This is a genomic window from Bartonella sp. B35(2025) (assembly GCF_053794465.1).
The window spans coordinates 1327625-1348939 of the sequence record NZ_CP200035.1 but is presented as its reverse complement, the minus strand read 5'-3'; the positions used below and the strand labels follow the sequence as shown (position 1 = coordinate 1348939).

The 21315-nt window shown below is 37.5% G+C and carries 14 protein-coding genes; 11 read left to right on the top strand and 3 right to left on the bottom strand.

Annotated elements, in window-relative coordinates; translation table 11 throughout:
* Window positions 1–258: 258 nt before the first annotated feature.
* A complete protein-coding gene (gene tsaD, locus V4P56_RS05635; protein WP_455481927.1) occupies window positions 259–1353 on the bottom strand; it encodes a tRNA (adenosine(37)-N6)-threonylcarbamoyltransferase complex transferase subunit TsaD in 1095 nt (364 codons plus the stop codon).
* 394 nt (window positions 1354–1747) lie between these two features.
* Between tsaD and V4P56_RS05630 the strand changes: the two genes are divergently transcribed.
* From V4P56_RS05630 to V4P56_RS05620, 3 genes are all read left to right on the top strand, one after another.
* Window positions 1748–2941, top strand: a complete 1194-nt coding sequence (locus V4P56_RS05630) for a COG4223 family protein (protein ID WP_455481926.1) — start codon at window positions 1748–1750, stop codon at window positions 2939–2941.
* 11 nt (window positions 2942–2952) lie between these two features.
* The gene (locus tag V4P56_RS05625; RefSeq protein WP_455481925.1) at window positions 2953–4509 is read left to right on the top strand and encodes a heme biosynthesis HemY N-terminal domain-containing protein; all 1557 of its coding nucleotides are present in this window, start codon (window positions 2953–2955) and stop codon (window positions 4507–4509) included.
* 97 nt (window positions 4510–4606) lie between these two features.
* Complete coding sequence (locus V4P56_RS05620; protein WP_455481924.1) at window positions 4607–5353, top strand: glutamine amidotransferase; 747 nt, start codon at window positions 4607–4609, stop codon at window positions 5351–5353.
* Window positions 5354–6556: 1203 nt separating this feature from the next.
* Here V4P56_RS05620 and V4P56_RS05615 read toward each other — a convergent pair.
* Window positions 6557–11266: an NAD-glutamate dehydrogenase gene (locus tag V4P56_RS05615; RefSeq protein WP_455481923.1), complete on the bottom strand. Its 4710-nt coding sequence runs from the start codon at window positions 11264–11266 to the stop codon at window positions 6557–6559.
* Between the two features lie 238 nt (window positions 11267–11504).
* On the opposite strand from V4P56_RS05615, the gene V4P56_RS05610 reads away from it, so the two are divergent.
* From V4P56_RS05610 to rpsP, 4 genes are all read left to right on the top strand, one after another.
* Window positions 11505–12146, top strand: coding sequence for a carbonic anhydrase (locus V4P56_RS05610; protein ID WP_455482673.1), 642 nt, complete (start codon window positions 11505–11507; stop codon window positions 12144–12146).
* 263 nt (window positions 12147–12409) lie between these two features.
* Window positions 12410–13969, top strand: a complete 1560-nt coding sequence (gene ffh, locus V4P56_RS05605; RefSeq protein WP_455481922.1) for a signal recognition particle protein — start codon at window positions 12410–12412, stop codon at window positions 13967–13969.
* A gap of 21 nt (window positions 13970–13990) precedes the next feature.
* Window positions 13991–14317 carry a chorismate mutase gene (locus V4P56_RS05600; RefSeq protein ID WP_455481921.1) on the top strand — a complete coding sequence of 109 codons (327 nt, stop codon included), beginning with the start codon at window positions 13991–13993 and terminating at the stop codon, window positions 14315–14317.
* Between the two features lie 22 nt (window positions 14318–14339).
* Window positions 14340–14705: a 30S ribosomal protein S16 gene (rpsP, locus tag V4P56_RS05595; RefSeq protein ID WP_455481920.1), complete on the top strand. Its 366-nt coding sequence runs from the start codon at window positions 14340–14342 to the stop codon at window positions 14703–14705.
* A 131-nt stretch (window positions 14706–14836) separates the two neighbouring features.
* Here rpsP and V4P56_RS05590 read toward each other — a convergent pair whose 3' ends face one another.
* Complete coding sequence (locus V4P56_RS05590; protein WP_455481919.1) at window positions 14837–15052, bottom strand: DUF1674 domain-containing protein; 216 nt, start codon at window positions 15050–15052, stop codon at window positions 14837–14839.
* An 85-nt stretch (window positions 15053–15137) separates the two neighbouring features.
* Between V4P56_RS05590 and htpX the strand changes: the two genes are divergently transcribed.
* From htpX to purH, 4 genes are all read left to right on the top strand, one after another.
* Window positions 15138–16181 (top strand): zinc metalloprotease HtpX, encoded by a 1044-nt coding sequence (htpX, locus tag V4P56_RS05585; RefSeq protein ID WP_455481918.1) that lies wholly within the window; start codon window positions 15138–15140, stop codon window positions 16179–16181.
* A gap of 41 nt (window positions 16182–16222) precedes the next feature.
* Window positions 16223–17590, top strand: coding sequence for an RsmB/NOP family class I SAM-dependent RNA methyltransferase (locus V4P56_RS05580; protein WP_455481917.1), 1368 nt, complete (start codon window positions 16223–16225; stop codon window positions 17588–17590).
* Between the two features lie 46 nt (window positions 17591–17636).
* Complete coding sequence (locus tag V4P56_RS05575; protein ID WP_455481916.1) at window positions 17637–19364, top strand: heparinase II/III family protein; 1728 nt, start codon at window positions 17637–17639, stop codon at window positions 19362–19364.
* 178 nt (window positions 19365–19542) lie between these two features.
* Window positions 19543–21159 (top strand): bifunctional phosphoribosylaminoimidazolecarboxamide formyltransferase/IMP cyclohydrolase, encoded by a 1617-nt coding sequence (gene purH, locus V4P56_RS05570; protein WP_455481915.1) that lies wholly within the window; start codon window positions 19543–19545, stop codon window positions 21157–21159.
* Window positions 21160–21315: the final 156 nt, after the last annotated feature.

The window sequence follows — 21315 nt, the reverse complement described above, 5'->3', positions numbered from 1 at the left end:
ACGTTTATTATTAATCTGTTTGTTTTTTTTCAAAATGATAAAATTGTGGTGGAGTATGAATCATGATTTTTACATGTTGCGTTAAGGTATTTTGATACAGCTTATTGATAGCAGAAAGGGTAGGCAAATTCGTAAAAAAAGGAAGACTAAAGTAAACTACTAAGTATAAGAAACTTAACTGTTTTTTAGCTTTGGTTTGAAATTTGGTCAAAATAGTATAGCTGAGTTGAAAAAAATAGTGCAAGTATCACTCCATTTTTATGCTTTTGTTCCACGGCGTCCTGCTCCAATTAAAGGGGGGGCTTTTTCATCTAATGGCCAGCGTGAGCGAGGGGCAAGATCAAAGGAGCTTGTTTCTCCCCGCATGATTCGTTCTGCACCAGCAAAAGCGATCATTGCAGCATTGTCTGTACACAAAGAGAGTGGGGGAGCTATAAATTCGAAACCGTGTTGATGAGCAAGTTTTTGTAACATAGTTTGAATGGCTTTGTTGGCGGCTACACCACCTGCAACAACTAAAGCAGGAGGACGATGTTTTTGATAGCGAGAGAGAGGATACTGGTGCGTAAAGTGTTGTAAAGCTAAAAAAATACGATCATACACTGTATCGATAACTGCTTCTTGAAAGCTTGCTGCAATGTCAGCAACATCATTTTCTGTAAGAGGAGCCATAGCTGTTGCAGCTTTCCAAACGGCGGTTTTAAGGCCGGAAAAAGAAAAATCTAACCGTTTTTCACCTTTTAAAGGTCGCGGAAGAGGAATACGATTTTTATCACCTAATAAAGCAGCTTTTTCGAGTGCTGGGCCACCAGGGTAAGAAAGGCCTAAAATTTTTGCAGTTTTATCAAAAGCTTCTCCTAATGCGTCATCAATAGTGGTTCCCAAACGTTGATAATTACCCACTCCGTGAACAATGATTATTTGTGTATGGCCACCTGAAACTAACAGCAATAGGTAAGGAAAATTGACATTGTGTGTTAAAACAGCTGTTAAAGCGTGTCCTTCTAGATGATTTACGGCGATAAAAGGTTTTCCAATAGCAAGAGACAGCGCTTTTGCACTCATAACTCCGACTAAAAGTCCTCCTATCAAACCAGGACCACTTGTAGCTGCAATGGCATCAATATCTTTCAAGTTTGTATCAGCTTCTGTAAGTGCTTGTAGGATCAAAGTATCTAAAATTTCAACATGGGCACGAGCAGCAATTTCAGGAACAACACCACCGTAAGGGGCATGATTATCAATTTGGCTCCAAACAATATTGGAAAGAATTCGGCTGTTTCCTTCATTGTTGTGTTCGATGACAGCAGCAGCAGTTTCATCACAACTTGTTTCTATTCCTAAAAGGCGCATTTTATACAAAACCTATATGTTGAAAGATTTTCTTATGTGTGGGTATCACGAACAGGAAAAGATAAAAAGAACTTCTCTTAAAATTGATTTTTGTATAAAAGGATAAATTTTAGCTTTTTTTCTTAATATAATTATCATGTTGATTAAAAATTAAGATATGTTTTTCAGTATAAAATGCTGATATATTTTTAAAAGTTTATTTATCAGTGTTTGCCAAAATGTACAGTTATTAAGTGAATCTGATTAGGATGCAGTGTAAAAAAAATTTTGTGAGTATATATTCTTGGTAAGAATAGTGTAAAACAAGATGTATTGTGTAAGAAATGCTTAATTTTTGAAGTTTTTTTCATTTTATTATTTTCTCATCATGAGAAATGTAAAAAAAGTAATAAAGATGGCAGATTTTTTAAAACAAAAAACTAAATCACATTATACTGGTATTCGCCGTAAGAAACCTGTGATTGAACATGAAGCTTTGAGTCAGAGTGCAGAGCTAGAAATAGAAGATTCAGCAAAATCAGATACGATTGCAATAGAGAAACAGAGTAAAAAAAGCACACAAAGTGTGCAGAATAGACATATGTCTTGGTTTTTTTTACCAATTTCAGGAATTATTGGTGGTTTTATTGCTGTAGGTTTTTGGATAGGGATTCAGAAGGCAGGATTTTTGCCTTCTTTTTTACTGGATAATCGTGCTGTTGGAGAGAAAGCTTTACAGATTGCTGAAATTGCAAAAGATCAAACAGAAAAAACTGTAAGACAGATGGAGCGTGTACTTCAAGAAATTAATACATTGAAAGCAGAGTTTTCTTCTTTTTCATCACAATACGTTGAAATTATTCAAGGTGATGAAATATCTCAAGAAAAAAGCGGAAAAGTCTTTGAAGCTTTAGAAAAAAAGGTAGGTGATCTTGAAAAATATATACAAACTTTAGTTGAAATATCAAAAGATATGAAAACAGCTTTGTTTGTCGGACAAAGCAATGCAAAAGATCTTGCCGCATTAAAACAGCAGTTAGAGATTATGCAAGAAAAGACTATTACTAAGAGTGATGGAACAGAAGAAACAAACACTGCATTGTTTGTTGCAGTCAATTCGTTAAAAAATGCTATAGAGCGTGGAGGTTCTTATGTCAACGAATTGAAAATATTACAGCAGTTATCGCCTTCGATTGATGGGCTTGATTTATTGCAAAAAACAGCTGCTATAGGTCTTCCGAATCCAGCGCAACTTTCTGTTGATTTTGCCAGTGTTGCAGATGCAATTGTTGGTACGCAAAATATTGTTACGGCAGATGCTGGTTTTTTTGAGCGGATGTTGGCATGGCTAAAAGGTTTGATTATTTTACGGCCGGTTGGAAATGTTAAAGGTATGACATTAGGGGCGATTACAGCACGGATGGAAATTGCTATTCAAGTGGGGGATTACGAAAAAGCTTTGGCTGAATGGCAAACATTACCCCAAAGTGCAAAAAATATTTCAGTAAACTTTGTTCATCAACTTGAAACATACATTGCTATTCGTAATCTTCTTCAGCAGTTATTGGTGTCTGCACAACAAAAATCTGTTAAGGCGACAAAGATGTAAATAGGCTAAAGATGGTACGTGTTTTTATTTATATTTTTGTTGTATGTGCGCTCGGATTAGCTTTTGGGTGGATTGCTAATCACAATGGTGTTTTTGTCATAACATTTTTGCATTTTCGGTTTTCTGCTTCATTGTTGACAGTTTTAATTGCAATTATTTTTCTTTGTGGGATGTTGGCATTCTTATGGTGGTTTGTGTATGTAATTTTTTCTATACCCAGTACCATATCCAATTATCTTTATAAACGTCATCAAAAGCATGGTTATGAAGCTCTTTCACAGGGAATTCTTGCTGTTTTCGCTGGTGATAGTGTTTCAGCAAAAAAAATGGAGGAACGTGTTGTAAGATACCTTGTAGGAAATCAAGAGCCATTAGTGAAATTTTTACAAGCTCAAACCCTATCTTTACAAAATAATTCTGCACGTGCCATTGGTCTTTATGAGGAAATGAGGAAAGAAACATCGACAAAGTTGGCTGGACTCTACGGTTTGTTTTGTGAAGCAATGAATGCTAAAGCCTATGAGGCAGCGCAGCAATATGCAGAAGAAGCACTGGTTTTATCGCCGACACTATTATGGGCTAATCAGATTGTGCTTGATCGGCTGAGTGCTAGCGGGCAGTGGGATAAAGCACTTTATGTTTTTGAGCGAGCGCAAAAAGCTTTACCACGTTCTGTTCGTTCAACCGTAGAGCGTCGTCATATGCAGGCTCTGCTGTTAAGTGGACAAGCTCTTCATTTATTTGAGTTGCACCCTGTGAAAGCACGTACAGCCATTTTAAAAGCACATAAATTAGCACTTGATTTTGTACCAATAACGGTTATTGCGGCTGATATTCTTTATAAATTAAATGAAACATATAAAGCTGATAAAATGATTATTGCAGCTTGGCAGAAAAATCCTCATCCTGATTTGGGAGCGCTTTATCTTGAAAGAGAAGAGGGAGCGGTTGGACGGTTGAAAAAGGCTAAGGCACTTGCTTCTTATAATAGAAACACGTTTGAATCAGCTTTTCTAATTGCAAAAGCTGCTTTGGATGCGGGTGAAATATCATTAGCGAGACAACAGGCGAAAAAAGCACTTCAATATCATCCACGAGAAAGTGTTTATTTATTACTGGCAGATATTGAAGAAGCACAGGGAAATAATCAGGGAGAAGTGCTTCAATGGCTTTCTTTAGCCTTGCGTGCTGAACGTGATCCAGTATGGATGTGTGATGACACTATTTTTCCTTTTTGGTCAGCCGTTTCTCCAATAAGTGGACGTTTGGGTTGTTTTGAATGGAAGGTGCCTTCTAGCAGGCCTCCTCTAACATTGGAAGCTGATAATATTGTGTTGAAAAAAGAAGACAAAGGAGACGAAGAAGAGATCGTAGGTAAGAATGCTTTTGTTGAAAACAAGTTGCTTGAAGAATTACCATCTGTAAATGATAATTTTTTGTATAATACTCAGACAAAGAAACAAGATACAAAAGTATCTAACCAAATATACTTAAATGTTGATGATCCAGGGATTCAAACAGAAGAAGAAAATATATCTGATTCAAAAAAGAAATTTCGATTATTTTGAAAAAAGTACTATGGTAAATATTGTTAATAGAAATTATCCTTATATCTTTAAAAATTTAAATTTTCCTTGGTCATAAAAGCGATTGGTTAGAAAAAAAATGTTTTTGATAAAAAGTTGTCTTGGAAAAAAGCAGAAAAACAACAAGCCAAGAATTGCAGTAGTTATTCATCGTCAATCTACATATACTGGTCGTTTGGGAAAATTTTTGCAGAAAAGAGGTTTTGTTCTTGATATTTATCGTCCTATTTTGGGGCAAAAACTTCCCCGTACATTGGAATATTATGCTGGTGTTGTCATTTTAGGGGGGCCGATGAGTGTGAACGATAAGGATGCGTATATTGGTGAAGAAATTGATTGGATTTCTTTATCTTTGAAAGAAAATAAGCCTTTTTTGGGTATTTGTCTTGGAGCACAGATGTTAGCACGAAATCTAGGAGGGCGTGTTGGTGCAAGAAGTGATGGAGTTATTGAGGCTGGCTGGTATCCCTTAGAAGCTACTTCACAAGGCAAAGAGCTTATGAATTGGCCTGAAATGGTTTATCATTTTCATGATGAAGGTATTTATGATTTACCTAAAGAGGCAGTGCTTTTGGCAACAGGGCATACATATCCTACGCAAGCCTTCCGTTATGGCAATAATGCGTGGGGTTTGCAATTTCATGCTGAATTCACACGTGCTATGATGCGGCGTTTAGTAGTGCGTTCAGCACAAAAATTAACTGAAAAAGGTGCTCAGCCTGCTTCTGTGCATTTAAAAGGCCGTTTAATTTATGATCAGGCTTTGAGTCAATGGTTTGAAAGTGCGTTACAACGGATTTTTAGTGCGTCTGTAGCGTTTGTGTGAATGTTAAGAACCGATGATTATGTTGATTGTCATTTTCAAGAAAAGAGAGTTTTAATTTTATCTATATTTTCTTAATTGATATTATTGTGGAAAGATTTTTTCACTATCTCATGTATGAGCTATTTTATCTTTTTTTGATGTTTATCTATAGTTTAATCTGTTTTTTTACATAAAATGTAAAACCATGTTTTTGATATATTTGCAGGCATATCCTCTTATAATATAACAATTGTGTGTGAAGATATCCGTAAGAGTGTTATTTATTACACATTAGTGTTACTTATGATGAATTTTTATTTGTTTTGCTTTTGCATAGTTTTTTCTTATTTATTCAAAATTTGGCGGTTAGTATATCAATTTATGTCTCTCATTGGGGAGAAGTTGATGCTTATTCTCCTGCATCAATTGTTTTAGCTGGAAGAATTCTCATAATATTACAATGGCATAATTTTGTGATTGAAACAGAACTTTATTGGAGGACGAGTTAAAATATTTAAATTTATAGCTGAAGCACTTAAGATTTCTACTGTTATTCCGTCTTGTGAAGATTATACATTTCAGGAAAAATTAAGATCACAGATGACCGATAAAAAGATGATGAAAATAGTATTAGAGATCAAATATTCTTAAACGATATTCATGACACGATTGTGTAATTCATTAGACTAAAAAAATGAAAGCAAAAAATAACAGTAAGATTTGTGGAGTTGAATCTTGAGTATAAGCAGAATAATTTATTGGGGTATGTTACTTTTGATAGCTTTAGTTCTTTAGATCTTTTTTGTATCTTACATTGTTGATTTTTCTAAAATTAATGATAATTCAGCATGAGTTTTTAATGGTGTATTTAATCTATTTGATGCAAGTGATAAAAGCAGTTAGAAGTAATACTTGTATGGGAAAAGTGGTATCTTGAAGCATGTAAATTAATTTTTCATACAGATAGTATATTGCATATAAGTAGATCCTTTTCTTTTTATGATAAAGAATATTTAACAGTAAAATTTGAACTTTCTTTTGCTCAGAATACAGAATTTCTTGCTACTGTGCAGCGCACATTTCCTATACAAATTAGCATCTTCAAGTTTTATTGTTTAATGTCTAGAAATTCAGATAGCAAATGGCCTATTCTGTCCTTGTTGATTGTTCATAACTGGGTAAAACTAAATTTTTAAATCTTAACCGTTTTGCATCGCTTTAGGTTTAAAATGCAGTATTTTGGAGTTGGGCAATCATACTTGCTGCAAAGGTAAAGCGAGAAATGTTGAGATCATTTTCTATAAGGGCACCGATTCGATTTGTTACATTATAAATACGATCTTCTTCTGTTTTGCTCCAAGCTGCAAATGGATTATCTTTTTTTCCATAGTTTTTCAGGATTTTTATGGTAATTTGCCGTAGGCTTTCGGTAATGTTTTCTTTAGTTTGATTTAAGGCTATACTATCATAATAATCAAGTACAGGAATTGTTCGACTTGCTTCATTAATACGATTCATACGAATGATTTGAGCAAGCGAGGAATAGATTTTTGTAGTTTTAATAAGATTGCTATTGCTTTGTTTTGCAATTAAAAAAATATCACAAATTATTGGAGCAACTTCCAAAATAGACAATTGCTTTGCTAAAATTTTTGGTGCTCCTTCTTCACTATAATAGCGCGATTTTTCTTTAATTTTTTGGTAAATATCCTTACCATCTGGATGCATAAGCTGTTCTTCGATAACGGTACGAGCTTGTTTAATTGTTTTAACGAGCTCTTCTAATGGAACAGAGAGATCCATATTGCGTAAACCCCAATTAGTTGTTTCAAAAAGCATTGAGGTAATTGCTGCGTAGAATTTATTTTGGATAAGGCCAGGTATTTTATTATCAAGGTTATCAATATGATGAGATAATTGAGGAATTTCAAAACCATCACGGAGTGCAATAAAAACACGAATAATATTTTCAATTTTTTGTTCTGTTGCATCTTGTAGGTGGTTAACAAAGGTAGGCCCTCCGCGATTCACAATATCGTTGGCAATGAGCGTTGCGATAATATCGCGGCGTAATTGGTGGTTGATAATTTCTTTTTCAAAACTTTTCTGAATTTGAGTCGGAAAATAATTCAATAAAACTGTATTGAAATAGCTATCATCAACAATAGAACTGTGAGCAACTTCTTCTTGTAGAGTTAATTTAGCATAAGCCAAAATAACAGCAAGTTCTGGACGTACAAGTCCCTGTCCTTGGGTTATTCTTTGACGTAAAATTTGCTCATCAGGGAGAATTTCAACTTTACGATCCAGAAGATTCTTCTGTTCCAGATCATGTATAAAGCGTATTTGGTAAGGTAAATCGACAACGTTTCGGCTTTCAGCTAAGGAAAGAGCGAGTGTTTGCAAGTAATTGTTGCGTAGGACTAATTGCTCAACTTGAGGGGTCATTTTTTTCAAAAGTTCATTACGCGCCTCACGAGTAAGTGTTTTTGCGCGAAGTGCTGATGCAAGAACAATTTTGATATTGACTTCAACATCAGAGCAATTAACTCCTGCTGAATTATCAATAGCATCAGTATTGCATCGTCCACCGTTTAAAATATATTCAATGCGACCACGTTGTGTAAGGCCAAGGTTTGCTCCCTCACCAATAACTTTTGCACGTACTTGTTTACCGGTAATGCGTAGTGCATCATTTGCACGATCGCCTACTTGGGTGTCAGTTTCTGTTGTGGCTCGTATATAAGTACCAATTCCGCCGAACCATAAAAGATCGACAGGTGCTTTAAGAATAGCAGAAATGATTTCAAAAGGTGTTCCTGTTTGTTTTTCGAAGCCAATAGCTTGTGCAGCCTCATATGAGAGAGTAATAGTTTTCGCTGTGCGTGAAAAAATACCACCGCCCTTTGATAATTTTTTTTGGTTATAATCTTGCCAGCTTGAGCGAGGGAGTTGAAAGAGGCGCATACGCTCTACATAACTTTCAGTTATATCTGGATCTGGATCAATAAAGATATCTCGGTGGTCAAAGGCGGCAATAAGCTTTGTCTGTTTAGAAAGCAGCATTCCATTTCCAAAGACATCTCCAGACATATCGCCAACACCAATACATGTGAAGGGAGTTGTTTGGATATTATGATTAAAAGATTCTCGAAAGTGTCTTTTTACAGCTTCCCATGCGCCTTTAGCGGTAATTCCAATGGCTTTATGATCATAGCCTGCGGATCCTCCGGAGGCAAAAGCATCATCGAGCCAGAATTGATTTGCTTGGCTGATAGCGTTTGCGGTATCAGAAAAGGTTGCAGTACCTTTATCCGCGGCAACGACAAAATAAGGGTCATTACCATCATGGCAAATAACATTGTCGGGTGTGCTTATTTTGTCATTGATTAGATTATCGGTAATGGAAAGCAAAGCTGTGATGAAGTCAATATAAGCTTGTCGTGCGGCTTCTGTTATTTCGGCACGGTCATTGGTTTGGGGAAGGCGATGAGGATAGAATCCACCTTTTGCACCTACAGGGACAATAACTGCGTTTTTAACTTGTTGAGCTTTAACTAAATCAAGTATTTCGGTACGATAATCTAGTGCACGATCCGACCAACGAATTCCACCGCGAGCGATAGAACCAAAGCGTAAATGAACTCCTTCAACTTCTGGTCCATAAACAAAAATTTCTCGATAAGGACGTGGTTCAGGCAAGCCTTCAATTTGGCGTGGATCCATTTTTGTTGCTAAAATACGTCGTGGGCTGCCATCTTGCAGAGGGGTAAAGGCATTGGTTCGTAAACTTGCTTCAATAAGATTACGATAACGTCGTAAGATAAGATCATCATCTAAACCTGGTACCTTCTGCAATTTTTCTTCAATACGTTGTTGAAGAATTTGTTCATTGTTTTCCCGTTCTTTTCTTGTATAGCTTTGATGAAATTTTAAATGAAATAAAGCATAAAGATCTTGGGTAATATCAGGATAGGTGTTTAGAGTCTGGGCGACACGTTTTTGTGAATAAGGAATTCCAGCTTGTTGGAGATAGCGTCCATAATGGCGCAAGATAACAATTTCGCGCCAATCAAGTTGAGCAGTTTGGGTTAAGGTGTTAAAGGCATCATTATCAGCATTTTTTGCCCAAATAGCTTCAAATGTTTCGGCATGTTTTTGTCCGTTTTTATCAAGATCGATAAAAGATTGGAAAGCACTTTCTAGTTGCATATCATGAAGATATACAGAATGCCCATTACCATCTGGTAATTCAAATGTTCGTTCAGCAATGACTCGAAATCCCATATTTTCGAGGAGTGGAACGCGTTTTGAAAGAGCAAGTGCTTTATAACGGTGAAAAAGCTTGAGAGAAATTTTTTGCTTTTCTTTATTATGATTGTTTGGATGATAAAAGGCAACGAAAAGTGGTTTTTTATCATTAAGACTTAAAATATGTCCTGCATCTTCAATTGCATTTTCAGCTGAAAATAAGTCGCGGTAGCTATTGGGGAATTGGATAGCTAAACATATTTGTTGATCTGTTGCTTTATGAGCGGGCGCTACGGCTTGAACACTGCCTTCCCAGCTTCGTGTTATGGAATGAACATTTTGTTCAAGCACGGTACGCTCGATAGTAGGAGCACTCTCACTCCCTTTGCGATGGATAATATAATAAACACGGATGAGCGTACTTTCTAAGAATAGTGGATAGGATTCAAAAAAATCACCTTTGTAGAGGTCAACAAAATATTCACCAATTTTTTCACGAATATTGCTGCTATATTGATCACGTGGTACATAAACAAGTATAGAAACAAAGCGCCCAAAAGAGTCGGTGTGGGCGAGCACCCGCAAACGTGGACGTTCGCCTAATTGCATGATGAGTTTGGCATTTTCTGTTAGTGTATTAATGTCAGATCGAAACATTTCATCTCTTGGATAAGTTTCTAAAACATTGATGAGTGCCTTTCCAGAATAGTCAGCAAGATTGTAGCCAAGGCGTTGAATAATGGTTGAGGCTTTTTCTTTTAAGAAAGGGATTTGCAGAATAGAGCGTGTATAAGCTGAAGAAGTAAATAACCCTACAATGCGCAATTCTCCACACAGCTGCCCTTTTTTATCAAAAATTTTAAGACCAATATAATCAAGCCAAACTGGACGGTGAATTCTTGAACGACTGTTGGCTTTTGTTACAATCAGTAGGTTATCGCTTTCCATAAAAGATAAAATTTCTTGTGGAGGTTCTTCCACGCGGGCATCCCCAATAATACGAATAGAAGCATCAGTAAGAATACCAAGTTTAATGCCACTAGCTATAAAAGATTTTGTTGGTTCTTGGTCTTTGATAAAATTATAAGTGCGCATACCAAGGAAGATAAAATTATTGTCTATCAGCCAGTTAAGAAATTCGATAGCTTTTTCTCTTTCTTGTTTATAGCGTGATGAGAGGCTTATTTGATAGGTATGGATATGCTTTTTAACTTCTTCAAGCATAGGTTTCCAGTCTTGTACAGCTGCATTGACTTGTTCAAGAACCAAGGAAAGCTCTTCTTTGAGCTTTTTTATTTGTTGTTCGTTTAATGATTCAATGTGAATTTGCATCAGGCTGATGCGTTGTCCAGAAGTGCAATCAAGAATGGGATGTGCAATCAAATAAATATGATTTGCATGTTGATTGAATACATTCAAAATAGAATCAAGGAGGAAGGGCTTGTTGTCATTGACGAGCGTAATAACAGTTATAGGTTTGTTATTGCGGGTCAGATTTTGTTCAAAGTGGATGGTACTTTTTCCTGCTTTATGTAGATTAAAGGCTTCTATGGCAGCGGTTATTGCTTTTTGAAGTTCTTTATTTTCATAGCAAGCAATGTCTTCTTTATCGGTATGAGCAAAAAGAATTTTTTTTATTTGATCTCGATAACTTTCTGTTTCTAATGTTTTTTGTTTTAACACAATGATTTTCCCTTTTTTGCTCTTAATGATCCCTTCTTGATTATAAGATCAGGTTTTTACACCATTCTTTACAATGTAGCACCTTCTTTTTACAGGTAATAGTTATTTATTGGTTTAGTGATGCAAAATTACTTCTCCCATTTAAGAAAATATCTTGTGTTGGGGAAAGGGCATTTTTAGTATCTTTATAGGCTAATAGATTGTTTTTAAAATATATGAAATGAAAGTAGATAGATTAATGATGTGTTTACCAGAAAGGCTTTTAAGCGGTTACCAGTCTTTTATAAAAAATAATTTTTCATATAAAACAACACATTATCAACAATTAGCGGAAGAGGGACAAAAACCTGAAGTTTTAGTAATCGCTTGTTGCGATTCGCGCGCGATACCAGAAGCGATTTTTAATGCTAAACCAGGTGAAATTTTTGTATTACGCAATGTGGCAAATTTAGTGCCTCCTTTTTGTCCTGATAAACAATATCATGCAACATCAGCGGCTATTGAATTCGCAGTACAGTTACTTGAAGTTAAGCATATCGTCATTTTGGGACATGCTCACTGTGGGGGAATAAGCACTGTTCTTAAGGGAACATGCAAATCCTTAACATCGGATGATTTTATTGGTCAATGGATGAGCCTTTTGGCGCCGGCAGCGGAAACGATTGTTAATAATAAATTACTGACTGTCCTAGAGCAACATATAGCATTAGAGCAGCTTTCTATTCGTTATTCGCTAAAAAATCTAGATACATTTCCCTGGATAAAGGCGCGTAAAGATCAGGGTATTTTGATATTGCACGGTGCTTGGTTTGATATATCAAGTGGTGGATTGTGGATTCTGGAACAGGAAACAGGTAATTTTGTGCGTATTGAAGGTTGAAATTTTAAGCAGCCATAAAACATGGAACAAGTATTTGCTGCTTTGATTCTCTCATGTAAAAAGGTACTATATGATAAATCTTGACAAAGTGGGGGTTTTGTTGTTTGAAGAAGTAAGTATTCAGTAATTTAAGAATTAACTTAGAGCCACTGACTGGGGCCCCGCTTGTTGGTATAAAGAGATCCCAGAGGTCAACATCTGACGACGCGATGCGTTCTCGGGTGCGATTTTGATTTGTTTATTATGTGGCCATGAGGTAGATTATGTTTGAATCTTTGCAAGAACGGCTTGGTTCTATCTTGTCTAATTTGACAGGGCGTGGTGTTTTGTCGGATCAGGATGTAGCAGCGGCGCTACGCGAGATTCGTCGTGCTTTATTGGAAGCTGATGTTGCACTTGATGTTGTTCGTTCTTTTGTCGATCGAGTTCGTGAAGAAGCTGTTGGGTCTGCGATTGTTAAATCAATTAAACCTGGCCAGATGGTTGTTAAGATTGTTCATGACGAGCTAGTTAATATACTCGGAAGTGAAAGCGTGTTAAGTGATTTAAACGCTCCAGCACCCGTTGTTATCATGATGATTGGTTTGCAAGGCTCTGGAAAAACAACGACGACAGCAAAGCTTGCGAAGCGTTTAAATGACAAACACAATAAAAAAGTTTTAATGGCGTCATTAGATACATGCCGTCCTGCTGCACAGGAACAACTGCGTCAATTAGGAGAACAAGCAAAACTTGCAAGTTTACCCATTATCGAAAATCAATTCCCCATCGATATTGCATCACGTGCAGTACAAGCAGCTAAATTGGGTGGTTATGATGTACTCCTTCTTGATACAGCAGGGCGCAATCATATTGATGAAGCTTTAATGCTTGAATTAGCTGAAATCAAAGCTTCTTCTCTTCCTCATGAAATTATGTTGGTTGCTGATAGTCTTACTGGTCAAGATGCTGTTCATCTCGCACGTTCTTTTGATGAGCGTATAGGGATTACAGGAATTATTTTGACACGCATGGATAGTGATGGTCGTGGTGGTGCGGCTCTTTCAATGCGGGCTGTTACAGGTAAGCCGATTAAAGCAATCGGAATTGGTGAAAAAATAGATGCTCTGGAAGAGTTTCATCCTCGTCGTATTGCAGATCGTATTCTTGGAATGGGTGATATTGTTTCTTTGGTTGAAAAAGCTGCTGAAACATTAGATCATGAGAGAGCTGCAGCTTTTGCAAAAAAGATGCAGGCTGGAAAATTTGATCTTAATGACCTTGCAGAGCAATTACAGAAAATGAAAAAACTCGGAGGTATAGGAGGTATTATGGGTATGCTGCCAGGTTTGGGTAAGGCAAAAGATCAAATTGCAGCTGCAGGTCTTGATGACCGTTTATTTAATCGTCAGTTAGCTATTATTTCATCGATGACACCTCTAGAACGTACCAATCCTGAACTTTTGAAACATAGTCGTAAACAGCGAATTGCTAAGGGGTCTGGTACAAGTGCTGCCGATATTAATAAACTTTTGAAAATACATCGTCAAATGGCCGATATGGTAAAGGCTATGGGAGGCAAGGGAAAAAGCAGTTTAATGGGAAAAATGTTGGGGGGGATGGGCTCAAAAATGGGGCTTGGTGGTGTGGGCGTTTTTGGTAAAGATTCTGGTACTATGCCGGATTTATCAGGGTTTGATCCAAACCAATTATCAGCACTGAAAAAACAGGTTGGAAATGGTAGCTTAAGAGGAAAATTGCCGGGTCTTCCTGGGCATGGAGTTATGCTTCCTGATTTTTCTGAGAATGAGAAAAAATTTCCTCAATATCCTAAGAAAAAATAAAATGAAAAGTGGAAAGGAAGTATGACGCAGAAAAAAATATTAGATGAATTAACGCGTTTACGAATATCTATTGATAATTTTGATGCAGCGTTGATTCATATTTTAGCAGAGCGGTTTCGTTGTACAAAGGAAATTGGGCGCTTAAAGGCGCGTTATGATTTGCCTACAGTGGATCCTCTGCGTGAGAAATATCAGGCGGCACGTTTGCGGCAATTGGCTATAGATAGTCATCTTGATTCCGATTTTGCTGAGAGATTTTTGAAGTTTATTATTAAAGAAGTTGTGCGTAATCATGAAATTATTGCTGAAGAGCAAAAAACAGAGCAAGTAAATTTAAACGAAAGCTAAAGCTGACAATAGGAGATAAAATATGGCATTAAAAATTCGTTTGTCCCGTGGAGGTTCAAAAAAACGTCCCTACTATCATATTGTTGTTGCAGATGCTCGTAGTCCGCGCGATGGTCGGTTTCTTGAAAGGGTTGGTACATGGGATCCAATGTTACCTAAAGAGGGATCACGTGTAAGGCTTAATGAAGAACGTATCCAATATTGGCTTGGTCAAGGTGCTCAGCCAACAGATCGTGTTTTGAGGTTTTTGGATGCTGCTGGTTTGAAAAAGCGTCCTGTGCGCAATAATCCACACAAAGGTGAACCTGGAAAAAAAGCACAAGAACGTATAGCTGCAGCGAAGCAGGCTGCTGAAGATGCAAATACTTCAGTGTTAGAAGAGGCATAATATTCTCAATTATAATTAAGTATGTCTTTAAAAGCTTTTACTTAAAACAAGCAAGTATTATCCATCTTTACTTGGAAAAATGGATCTTCTTTAAAGGGAGGGATGATTTTTTAGAGATCTACCTGAACTTTTTAAAAGTCAATGGCGCGGCCTTTAATTTCCCAATCCCCATAGCGTGAAGGGTCTTTACCGCCGCGTCCGCCATTTTCTAAGGGTTTATTTTCATTTGTTTCATGTTTTCGCCTTTCTGCAGCTTCGTTTAGAGCACGGTATGCTTCTGGAGAGAAAGGCTGTTGTTTATCGGCAGTTGCATGTTGTTTGCTTGTTTTCTCATTTTTTTTATTCATTTTATATCTCTATTCCATTGAAGAAGTAGTAAGAAAATCCCATCATATAGTATTAATTATATTTTATCATGGAGTTTTTTTAGTAATGAACATAATGCGTACAGCGATACTTTTAGCTTTTATGACTGCTCTTTTTATGGTGGTTGGTTATTGCGTCGGAGGCAGCAATGGTATGGTTGTGGCATTTTTGATGGCAGGGGGAATAAACTTTTTTTCTTATTGGAATTCGGATAAAATTGTTTTACGCATGTATGGTGCTCGTGAAGTTGATCAGTATTCATCACCAGTTTATTATAAAATTGTAAGAGAATTAGCTCAAAAAGCTTCTCTTCCTCAGCCAAAAGTTTATGTTATTGATAGTGCACAGCCGAATGCTTTTGCTACAGGTCGTAATCCCCAGAACGCTGCTGTTGCCGCAAGTACTGGGTTATTAGAGCAGTTGAGTGTAGAAGAAATTTCTGGTGTTATGGCTCATGAGCTGGCTCATATTGAGCATCGCGATACGTTAACAATGACTCTGACTGCAACAATTGCAGGAGCAATTTCAATGCTTGGCAATTTTGCTTTTTTTATGGGAGGACAACGCCATTCCTCAGAAAATTCTCATGGTGCTGGAATGCTTGGAAGTGTTATTGCTTTGTTTGTAGCACCTTTTGCAGCTATGTTGGTGCAAATGGCTATTAGTCGTACGCGTGAATATGCTGCTGATCGGCGGGGTGCTGAAATATGTGGTAATCCTTTATGGTTGGCTTCGGCGTTGAGTAAAATTGCTAGCGGTGGACGTACGGTATATAATGAAGAGGCAGAGCATAATCCGGCAACAGCGCATATGTTTATTATCAATCCTTTAAGTGGTGAAGGAGCTGATAGCCTTTTTTCTACTCATCCAGCGACTGCGAATCGTATTGCAGCTCTTCGCCGGCAAGCAGAAGAGATGAAAGGATCGATGGTCAAAAGTATGGTGTGGAACGAAAAAGGCAAGTTTCATGAGGAAAATAGTAATCTAGGCTATAGAGATTCAAATTATAATGTTCAAGCTAGTATATTAAGCGATCAAGAAAAAAGTAATTTTCAGCGAATTACAAAACGTCCTGCTTGGCTTCGTTATGAAGATTCAAAGAAGTCTTGACCATAAAGCTCTTATAGAAATAAAGGCATAAAGGTATTATTGTGAAACACGAGAAAGCGGGGGGTGTGTCCGAAAAGAATATTCCGGGATTAGGTGTTAGACAGGTGTGTGTTCGTCTTTTAGGGGCGGTAGTTGATAAGCATACGCCTCTTTCTGGTTTAACAGATAATGAACATGGACACCCACAGTATTTAGGGCTTTCGCCTCGAGATCGTTTGTTGTGTCGGGCTATTTTGGGAGCATCGTTGCGTCATCGGGGACAAATTACAGCTGTTTTATTGCGCTTTTTGACACGGCCTTTGCCTTCAAAAGCATTGTCACTTCAGCATCTTTTACATATCAGTGTAGCACAAATTCTTTATCTTGATATCCCTGATCATGCTACGATTGATTTGGCAGTGCATGTGGCTAAAATTGATCCTCGTATATATCGTTTCGCAGGTATGGTAAATGCACTTTTACGTAATGTTGCACGTGAGGTAGTATTTTTACGCCAGCAAATTCCTACTTTTGAAAATGTTCCGGCGTGGTTTGAAAAGCTTTTAATGTCAGCTTATGGAACAGAAAAAGCTCATCAGATTTTAGCAATTCAAAGTATTGAGCCTCCCCTCGATTTAACTGTAAAATCCGATAATATTGGGTGGGCAGAACGGCTTGGTGGTGTTGTTTTGCCTAATGGTTCAGTTCGGTTAAGTAATTTGAATTGTTCTATTTCTGATTTACCAGGGTATACAGAAGGGGCTTGGTGGGTTCAGGATTTTGCAGCATCATTGCCTGCTTGTTTACTCGGAGATATTTGTGGAAAACAAGTTGCTGATCTTTGTGCGAGTCCTGGAGGAAAAACAGCACAATTGGCTTTACAAGGAGCTGATGTGACAGCAATTGATATATCTACTAATCGGTTAAAGCGTTTAAAAGCCAATATGGATCGTCTCCATTTTTCAGTTCGCTATTGGCAGGGGGATGTGAAAAATTTTCATCCCAATCAGCTTTTTGATGCAGTTCTCCTTGATGCTCCTTGTTCTTCTACAGGAACAATACGTCGCCATCCAGATATTTTGTGGACTAAATCAATGGACGATATCGTTAAACTAGCAGCGTTACAATATGATTTACTTTTGTCAGCAGTTGCTTTGGTAAAAAAAGATGGGCGTATTGTTTTTTCCAACTGTTCACTAGCAAAAGAAGAAGGTGAAGATCTGATTGAAAGAATTTTATCGACGTGCAATGATATTGTTTTAGAGCCTATTTGTAAAGAAGAGATGGGTATGATGGCACATTTACTCTCTATTGAGGGGATTTTGCGCACAACACCTGCTGATTTTTGTGATGAAAATTTTGATGCTGAAAAGAAAGTATTATTAGGAATGGATGGTTTTTTTGCAGCGCGATTTCGGAAAGTGGCCTAATTAACTGTTCATTTACTCAAATAGTTGAAATTGTGCCAGATCAACTATGTACGGAGATGAGATTGTGGCGGTTGCAGTAAAAATTCCTCAAATAAGAGCATCTGCCTTTATGTATATGGCACACAAATTGCTGCGGCGTTTATGGATGGGGCCACTATTTTGTTGGCGGTTTTCAGGGTTTCATCCCCATAAAATTTTAGCACATCCTGTTGATTTGTATTTAGCCGATCCAGTTAAAGCCCATGAATTTTATCATGGTCGTTTCGCTTTTGCTGGTCATATTGTTCACTCTGGTGCTGTTTCTCCTTTCTCATTAATTTCACCAACACCAGAATGGGAGGCTGCTCTTCATAATTTTCATTGGTTGCGACATATGACAGCAGCGGGTAGTGATTTAGCTGCAGCGCATGCACGCTCTTTAATAGAGGATTGGATTGACCATAGTGGTAAGAAGGTAAAAGGGCTTCCTTGGAGTGAGCCAGTTGTGGCACGGCGCTTAATTTCGTGGATTGGCCATTCGCAAATGTTGTTGAAAGGGGCAAGTAAGCGATTCGAAAAGCGTTTTTTACGCGCGCTTGGTTTTCAATTTCGTTATTTGCGCATAACGATTTGCAGTATGGAAAACGATGATCAACGTTTACAAGCAGCAGCAGCTTTGACATTTGCATCGCTTGCTTTGCCTGTTTCCGCAGAAATAAAGAAAAAAGTGCAAACTTATCTCATAGAAGAGCTTTCACGCCAGATCTTGGTTGATGGTGGTCATATTTCGCGTAGTCCTGCCATTTTGCTTGATCTATTATCAGATTTATTGTCTCTACGTCATCTTTTTATGCATAGCAATGAAAAAGCACCACGTATTTTAATTGATTCTGTTGAGCGAATGTTACCAGCTTTGCGGTTTTTTATCCATGAAGATCAAACATTAGCTCATTTTAATGGAGTTGGTCCTATTGTATCCGAACGTTTATCGGCACTTTTAGAGCTTGATGAAACAGTGGGGAATCCTTTTAGTTACGCACGTTACTCAGGGTTTCAACGGTTACAAGCTAATCAAACAACAGTGCTTGCGGATACAGGAAAATTTCCACCGCACTTTGCTGCAGAGCATGCTTGTTCGGGGTGTTTATCTTTTGAAATGTCTTCACAAGGAAGCCGCTTTATTATTAATGCGGGTGTTAATCCTTATGGGCGTGAAGAGTATCGACATTTGGGGCGGATCACTGCAGCACATTCAACAGCGACGGTTAATAATCATTCAGTAGGTATTTTTCGTCAAAAAAAGGGTGGTGGTGGTACTTCTTTACTTGAGGGACCGACGGATGTTAAGGTACAGCGTATAGAAGATTCAGAGAGGATTGGCTTTATTGCTAGCCATGATGGTTATATGCGACCTTTTAATCTTGTTTATGAACGTGGTCTTATTTTAGCGACAAATGGAGCGATGATCGAAGGTTTTGATCGCTTTTTTACTCCATACAACAGGCAGTCAAATAGACATAAAATAGTTCAAAATGAAAAGAATAGCGTTGCTATACGATTTCATCTTCATCCACGTGTTGAGGTTAGCTATAATGGTAATTCTGTACGTTTAGCTGTAGAAGGGGGGCAAGCATGGTATTTTATATCACCTGACGCTGATATTTACCTTGAAGATTCGATTGATTTTGCTGAATTAACAGGTCCACAACGTACACAACAGATTGTTTTGTATTTTCACCCTGCAGTCCAAGAAAAAGTTCGTTGGCGTTTTGTTCGTCGCCAGTTAGAACAGTAATTCGATTTAGTATGGATAAAGGTAGATAATATGGATAAAGATGGCGCTATTTTTTATGTGATGTGTTAAAAGAATATTGTTCTATTTTTGCTGTATATTTTGATAAAGGCGTGTGCTACCAATACATTAAATTCATTTTGTATGAATGTTAGGCACTTTAATTTTTGGGATTCCTTTTATGGGTGTTGTTACAAAAAATTTTTCCATACCTGATCTTCATCAAGTTCGTCGTGCTCTTCTTTCTGTGTTTGATAAAACGGGTTTGGTTGAGTTTGCAAAAGTGCTTCATGTTTACGGCATTGAATTGATTTCAACAGGGGGAACAGCCAAAGTATTAATGGCTGCGGGTTTACCTGTAAAAGATGTTGCTGAAGTTACAGGCTTTCCAGAAATAATGGATGGGCGTGTAAAAACACTTCATCCTTTGATTCATGGTGCTTTATTAGGAGTAAGACAGAATCCTGATCATTCAGCTGCAATGGAGCGGCACGGTATCAATGGAATTGATCTTTTGGTTATAAATCTTTATCCTTTTGAAGAGACTTCTCAATCTGAGGTTGATAAACAAATAATTCTTGAAAATATTGATATCGGTGGACCGGCAATGATTCGTGCTGCAGCGAAGAATCATGCTTATACTGGTGTTGTAACAGCAGTTAGTGATTATGATTCAGTTTTAGCTGAATTAAAGCAGCATAATGGGTGTTTAAGCTTTTTCATGCGGCGTCAGTTAGCGATGCGTGCTTATGCACGTACGGCTGCTTATGATGCGGCGATAGCAGAATGGTTTGCAAAAGATTTAAAAATTAAAACACCATCTTGGCAAAGTTTTTCTGGTAATCTTGAAAATGTTATGCGCTATGGAGAAAATCCACATCAACACGCGGCGTTTTATCGTAGTCGTGATAAACATTTTGGTGTTGCAACAGCAAAACTTTTGCAAGGTAAAGCACTTTCTTATAACAATATGAATGACACAGATGCAGCATTTGAACTTGTGGCAGAATTTGATCCCCAAAAAACTGCTGCTGTTGCTTTTGTTAAACATGCCAATCCTTGTGGTGTTGCAGAAGGGCGGAGTTTAAAGGAAGCTTATTTAAAGGCTCTTATGTGTGATAATGTGTCGGCATTTGGTGGAATTATTGCTTTCAATCAGTCTCTTGATGAAGAATGTGCTGAAGAAATTGTCAAGATTTTCACAGAAGTGGTCATTGCTCCTGATGCAACAAGGGATGCATGTAAAATTTTAGCTCAGAAAAAAAATCTTCGTTTGCTGATTACAGGTGGTTTACCTGATCCACGTTGTGGGGGAATGATTGCCAAAACAATTGCAGGGGGAATCTTAGTGCAGTCGCGTGATAACGTGGTTGTTGATGATCTAAAACTGAAAGTGGTGACAAAGCGGGTTCCAAGTCAAGATGAGATGCGCGATCTCCAATTTGCTTTTCGTGTGGTGAAACATATCAAATCAAATGCTATTGTTTATGCAAAAAATAGTGCAACAGTTGGAATTGGTGCGGGTCAGATGAGCCGTATCGATTCAGCTAAAATTGCTGCACGTAAAGCTGAAGAGAGTGCACAAAGAGCAGGCTTAACAGAATCTCCTACGAAGGGATCAGTGGTTGCATCAGATGCATTTTTTCCTTTTGCGGATGGTCTATTGATAGCTGCTGAAGCTGGTGCAACGGCGGTTATTCAACCAGGAGGATCAATGCGTGATGAAGAAGTTATTGCTGCAGCTGATGCGCATGGTTTAGCCATGGTTTTTACAGGTGTGCGGCATTTCCGCCATTAACAGCTTTATTTTTGGTGATTAATTTTTTACGCAAGATAAGTTTTAAACAAGCTTTTTATGCTGCAAATATATCAAATATGCGTTTATAGTATGACTCTTTTTTATAATTTGCTCTATCTTTTATCCTAAAATAGCTTGATATAAGATTTGGATGAA

What these genes read in the sequence shown, in the direction of transcription:
- V4P56_RS05630 (WP_455481926.1), top strand. Translation starts at nt 1,748, where the DNA reads ATGGCAGATTTTTTAAAACAAAAAACTAAATCACATTATACTGGTATT.
- V4P56_RS05620 (WP_455481924.1), top strand. Translation starts at nt 4,607, where the DNA reads ATGTTTTTGATAAAAAGTTGTCTTGGAAAAAAGCAGAAAAACAACAAG.
- V4P56_RS05600 (WP_455481921.1), top strand. Translation starts at nt 13,991, where the DNA reads ATGACGCAGAAAAAAATATTAGATGAATTAACGCGTTTACGAATATCT.
- V4P56_RS05575 (WP_455481916.1), top strand. Translation starts at nt 17,637, where the DNA reads ATGTACGGAGATGAGATTGTGGCGGTTGCAGTAAAAATTCCTCAAATA.
- rpsP (WP_455481920.1), top strand. Translation starts at nt 14,340, where the DNA reads ATGGCATTAAAAATTCGTTTGTCCCGTGGAGGTTCAAAAAAACGTCCC.
- V4P56_RS05625 (WP_455481925.1), top strand. Translation starts at nt 2,953, where the DNA reads ATGGTACGTGTTTTTATTTATATTTTTGTTGTATGTGCGCTCGGATTA.
- ffh (WP_455481922.1), top strand. Translation starts at nt 12,410, where the DNA reads ATGTTTGAATCTTTGCAAGAACGGCTTGGTTCTATCTTGTCTAATTTG.
- tsaD (WP_455481927.1), bottom strand. Translation starts at nt 1,353, where the DNA reads ATGCGCCTTTTAGGAATAGAAACAAGTTGTGATGAAACTGCTGCTGCT.
- purH (WP_455481915.1), top strand. Translation starts at nt 19,543, where the DNA reads ATGGGTGTTGTTACAAAAAATTTTTCCATACCTGATCTTCATCAAGTT.
- htpX (WP_455481918.1), top strand. Translation starts at nt 15,138, where the DNA reads ATGAACATAATGCGTACAGCGATACTTTTAGCTTTTATGACTGCTCTT.
- V4P56_RS05610 (WP_455482673.1), top strand. Translation starts at nt 11,505, where the DNA reads ATGATGTGTTTACCAGAAAGGCTTTTAAGCGGTTACCAGTCTTTTATA.
- V4P56_RS05590 (WP_455481919.1), bottom strand. Translation starts at nt 15,052, where the DNA reads ATGAATAAAAAAAATGAGAAAACAAGCAAACAACATGCAACTGCCGAT.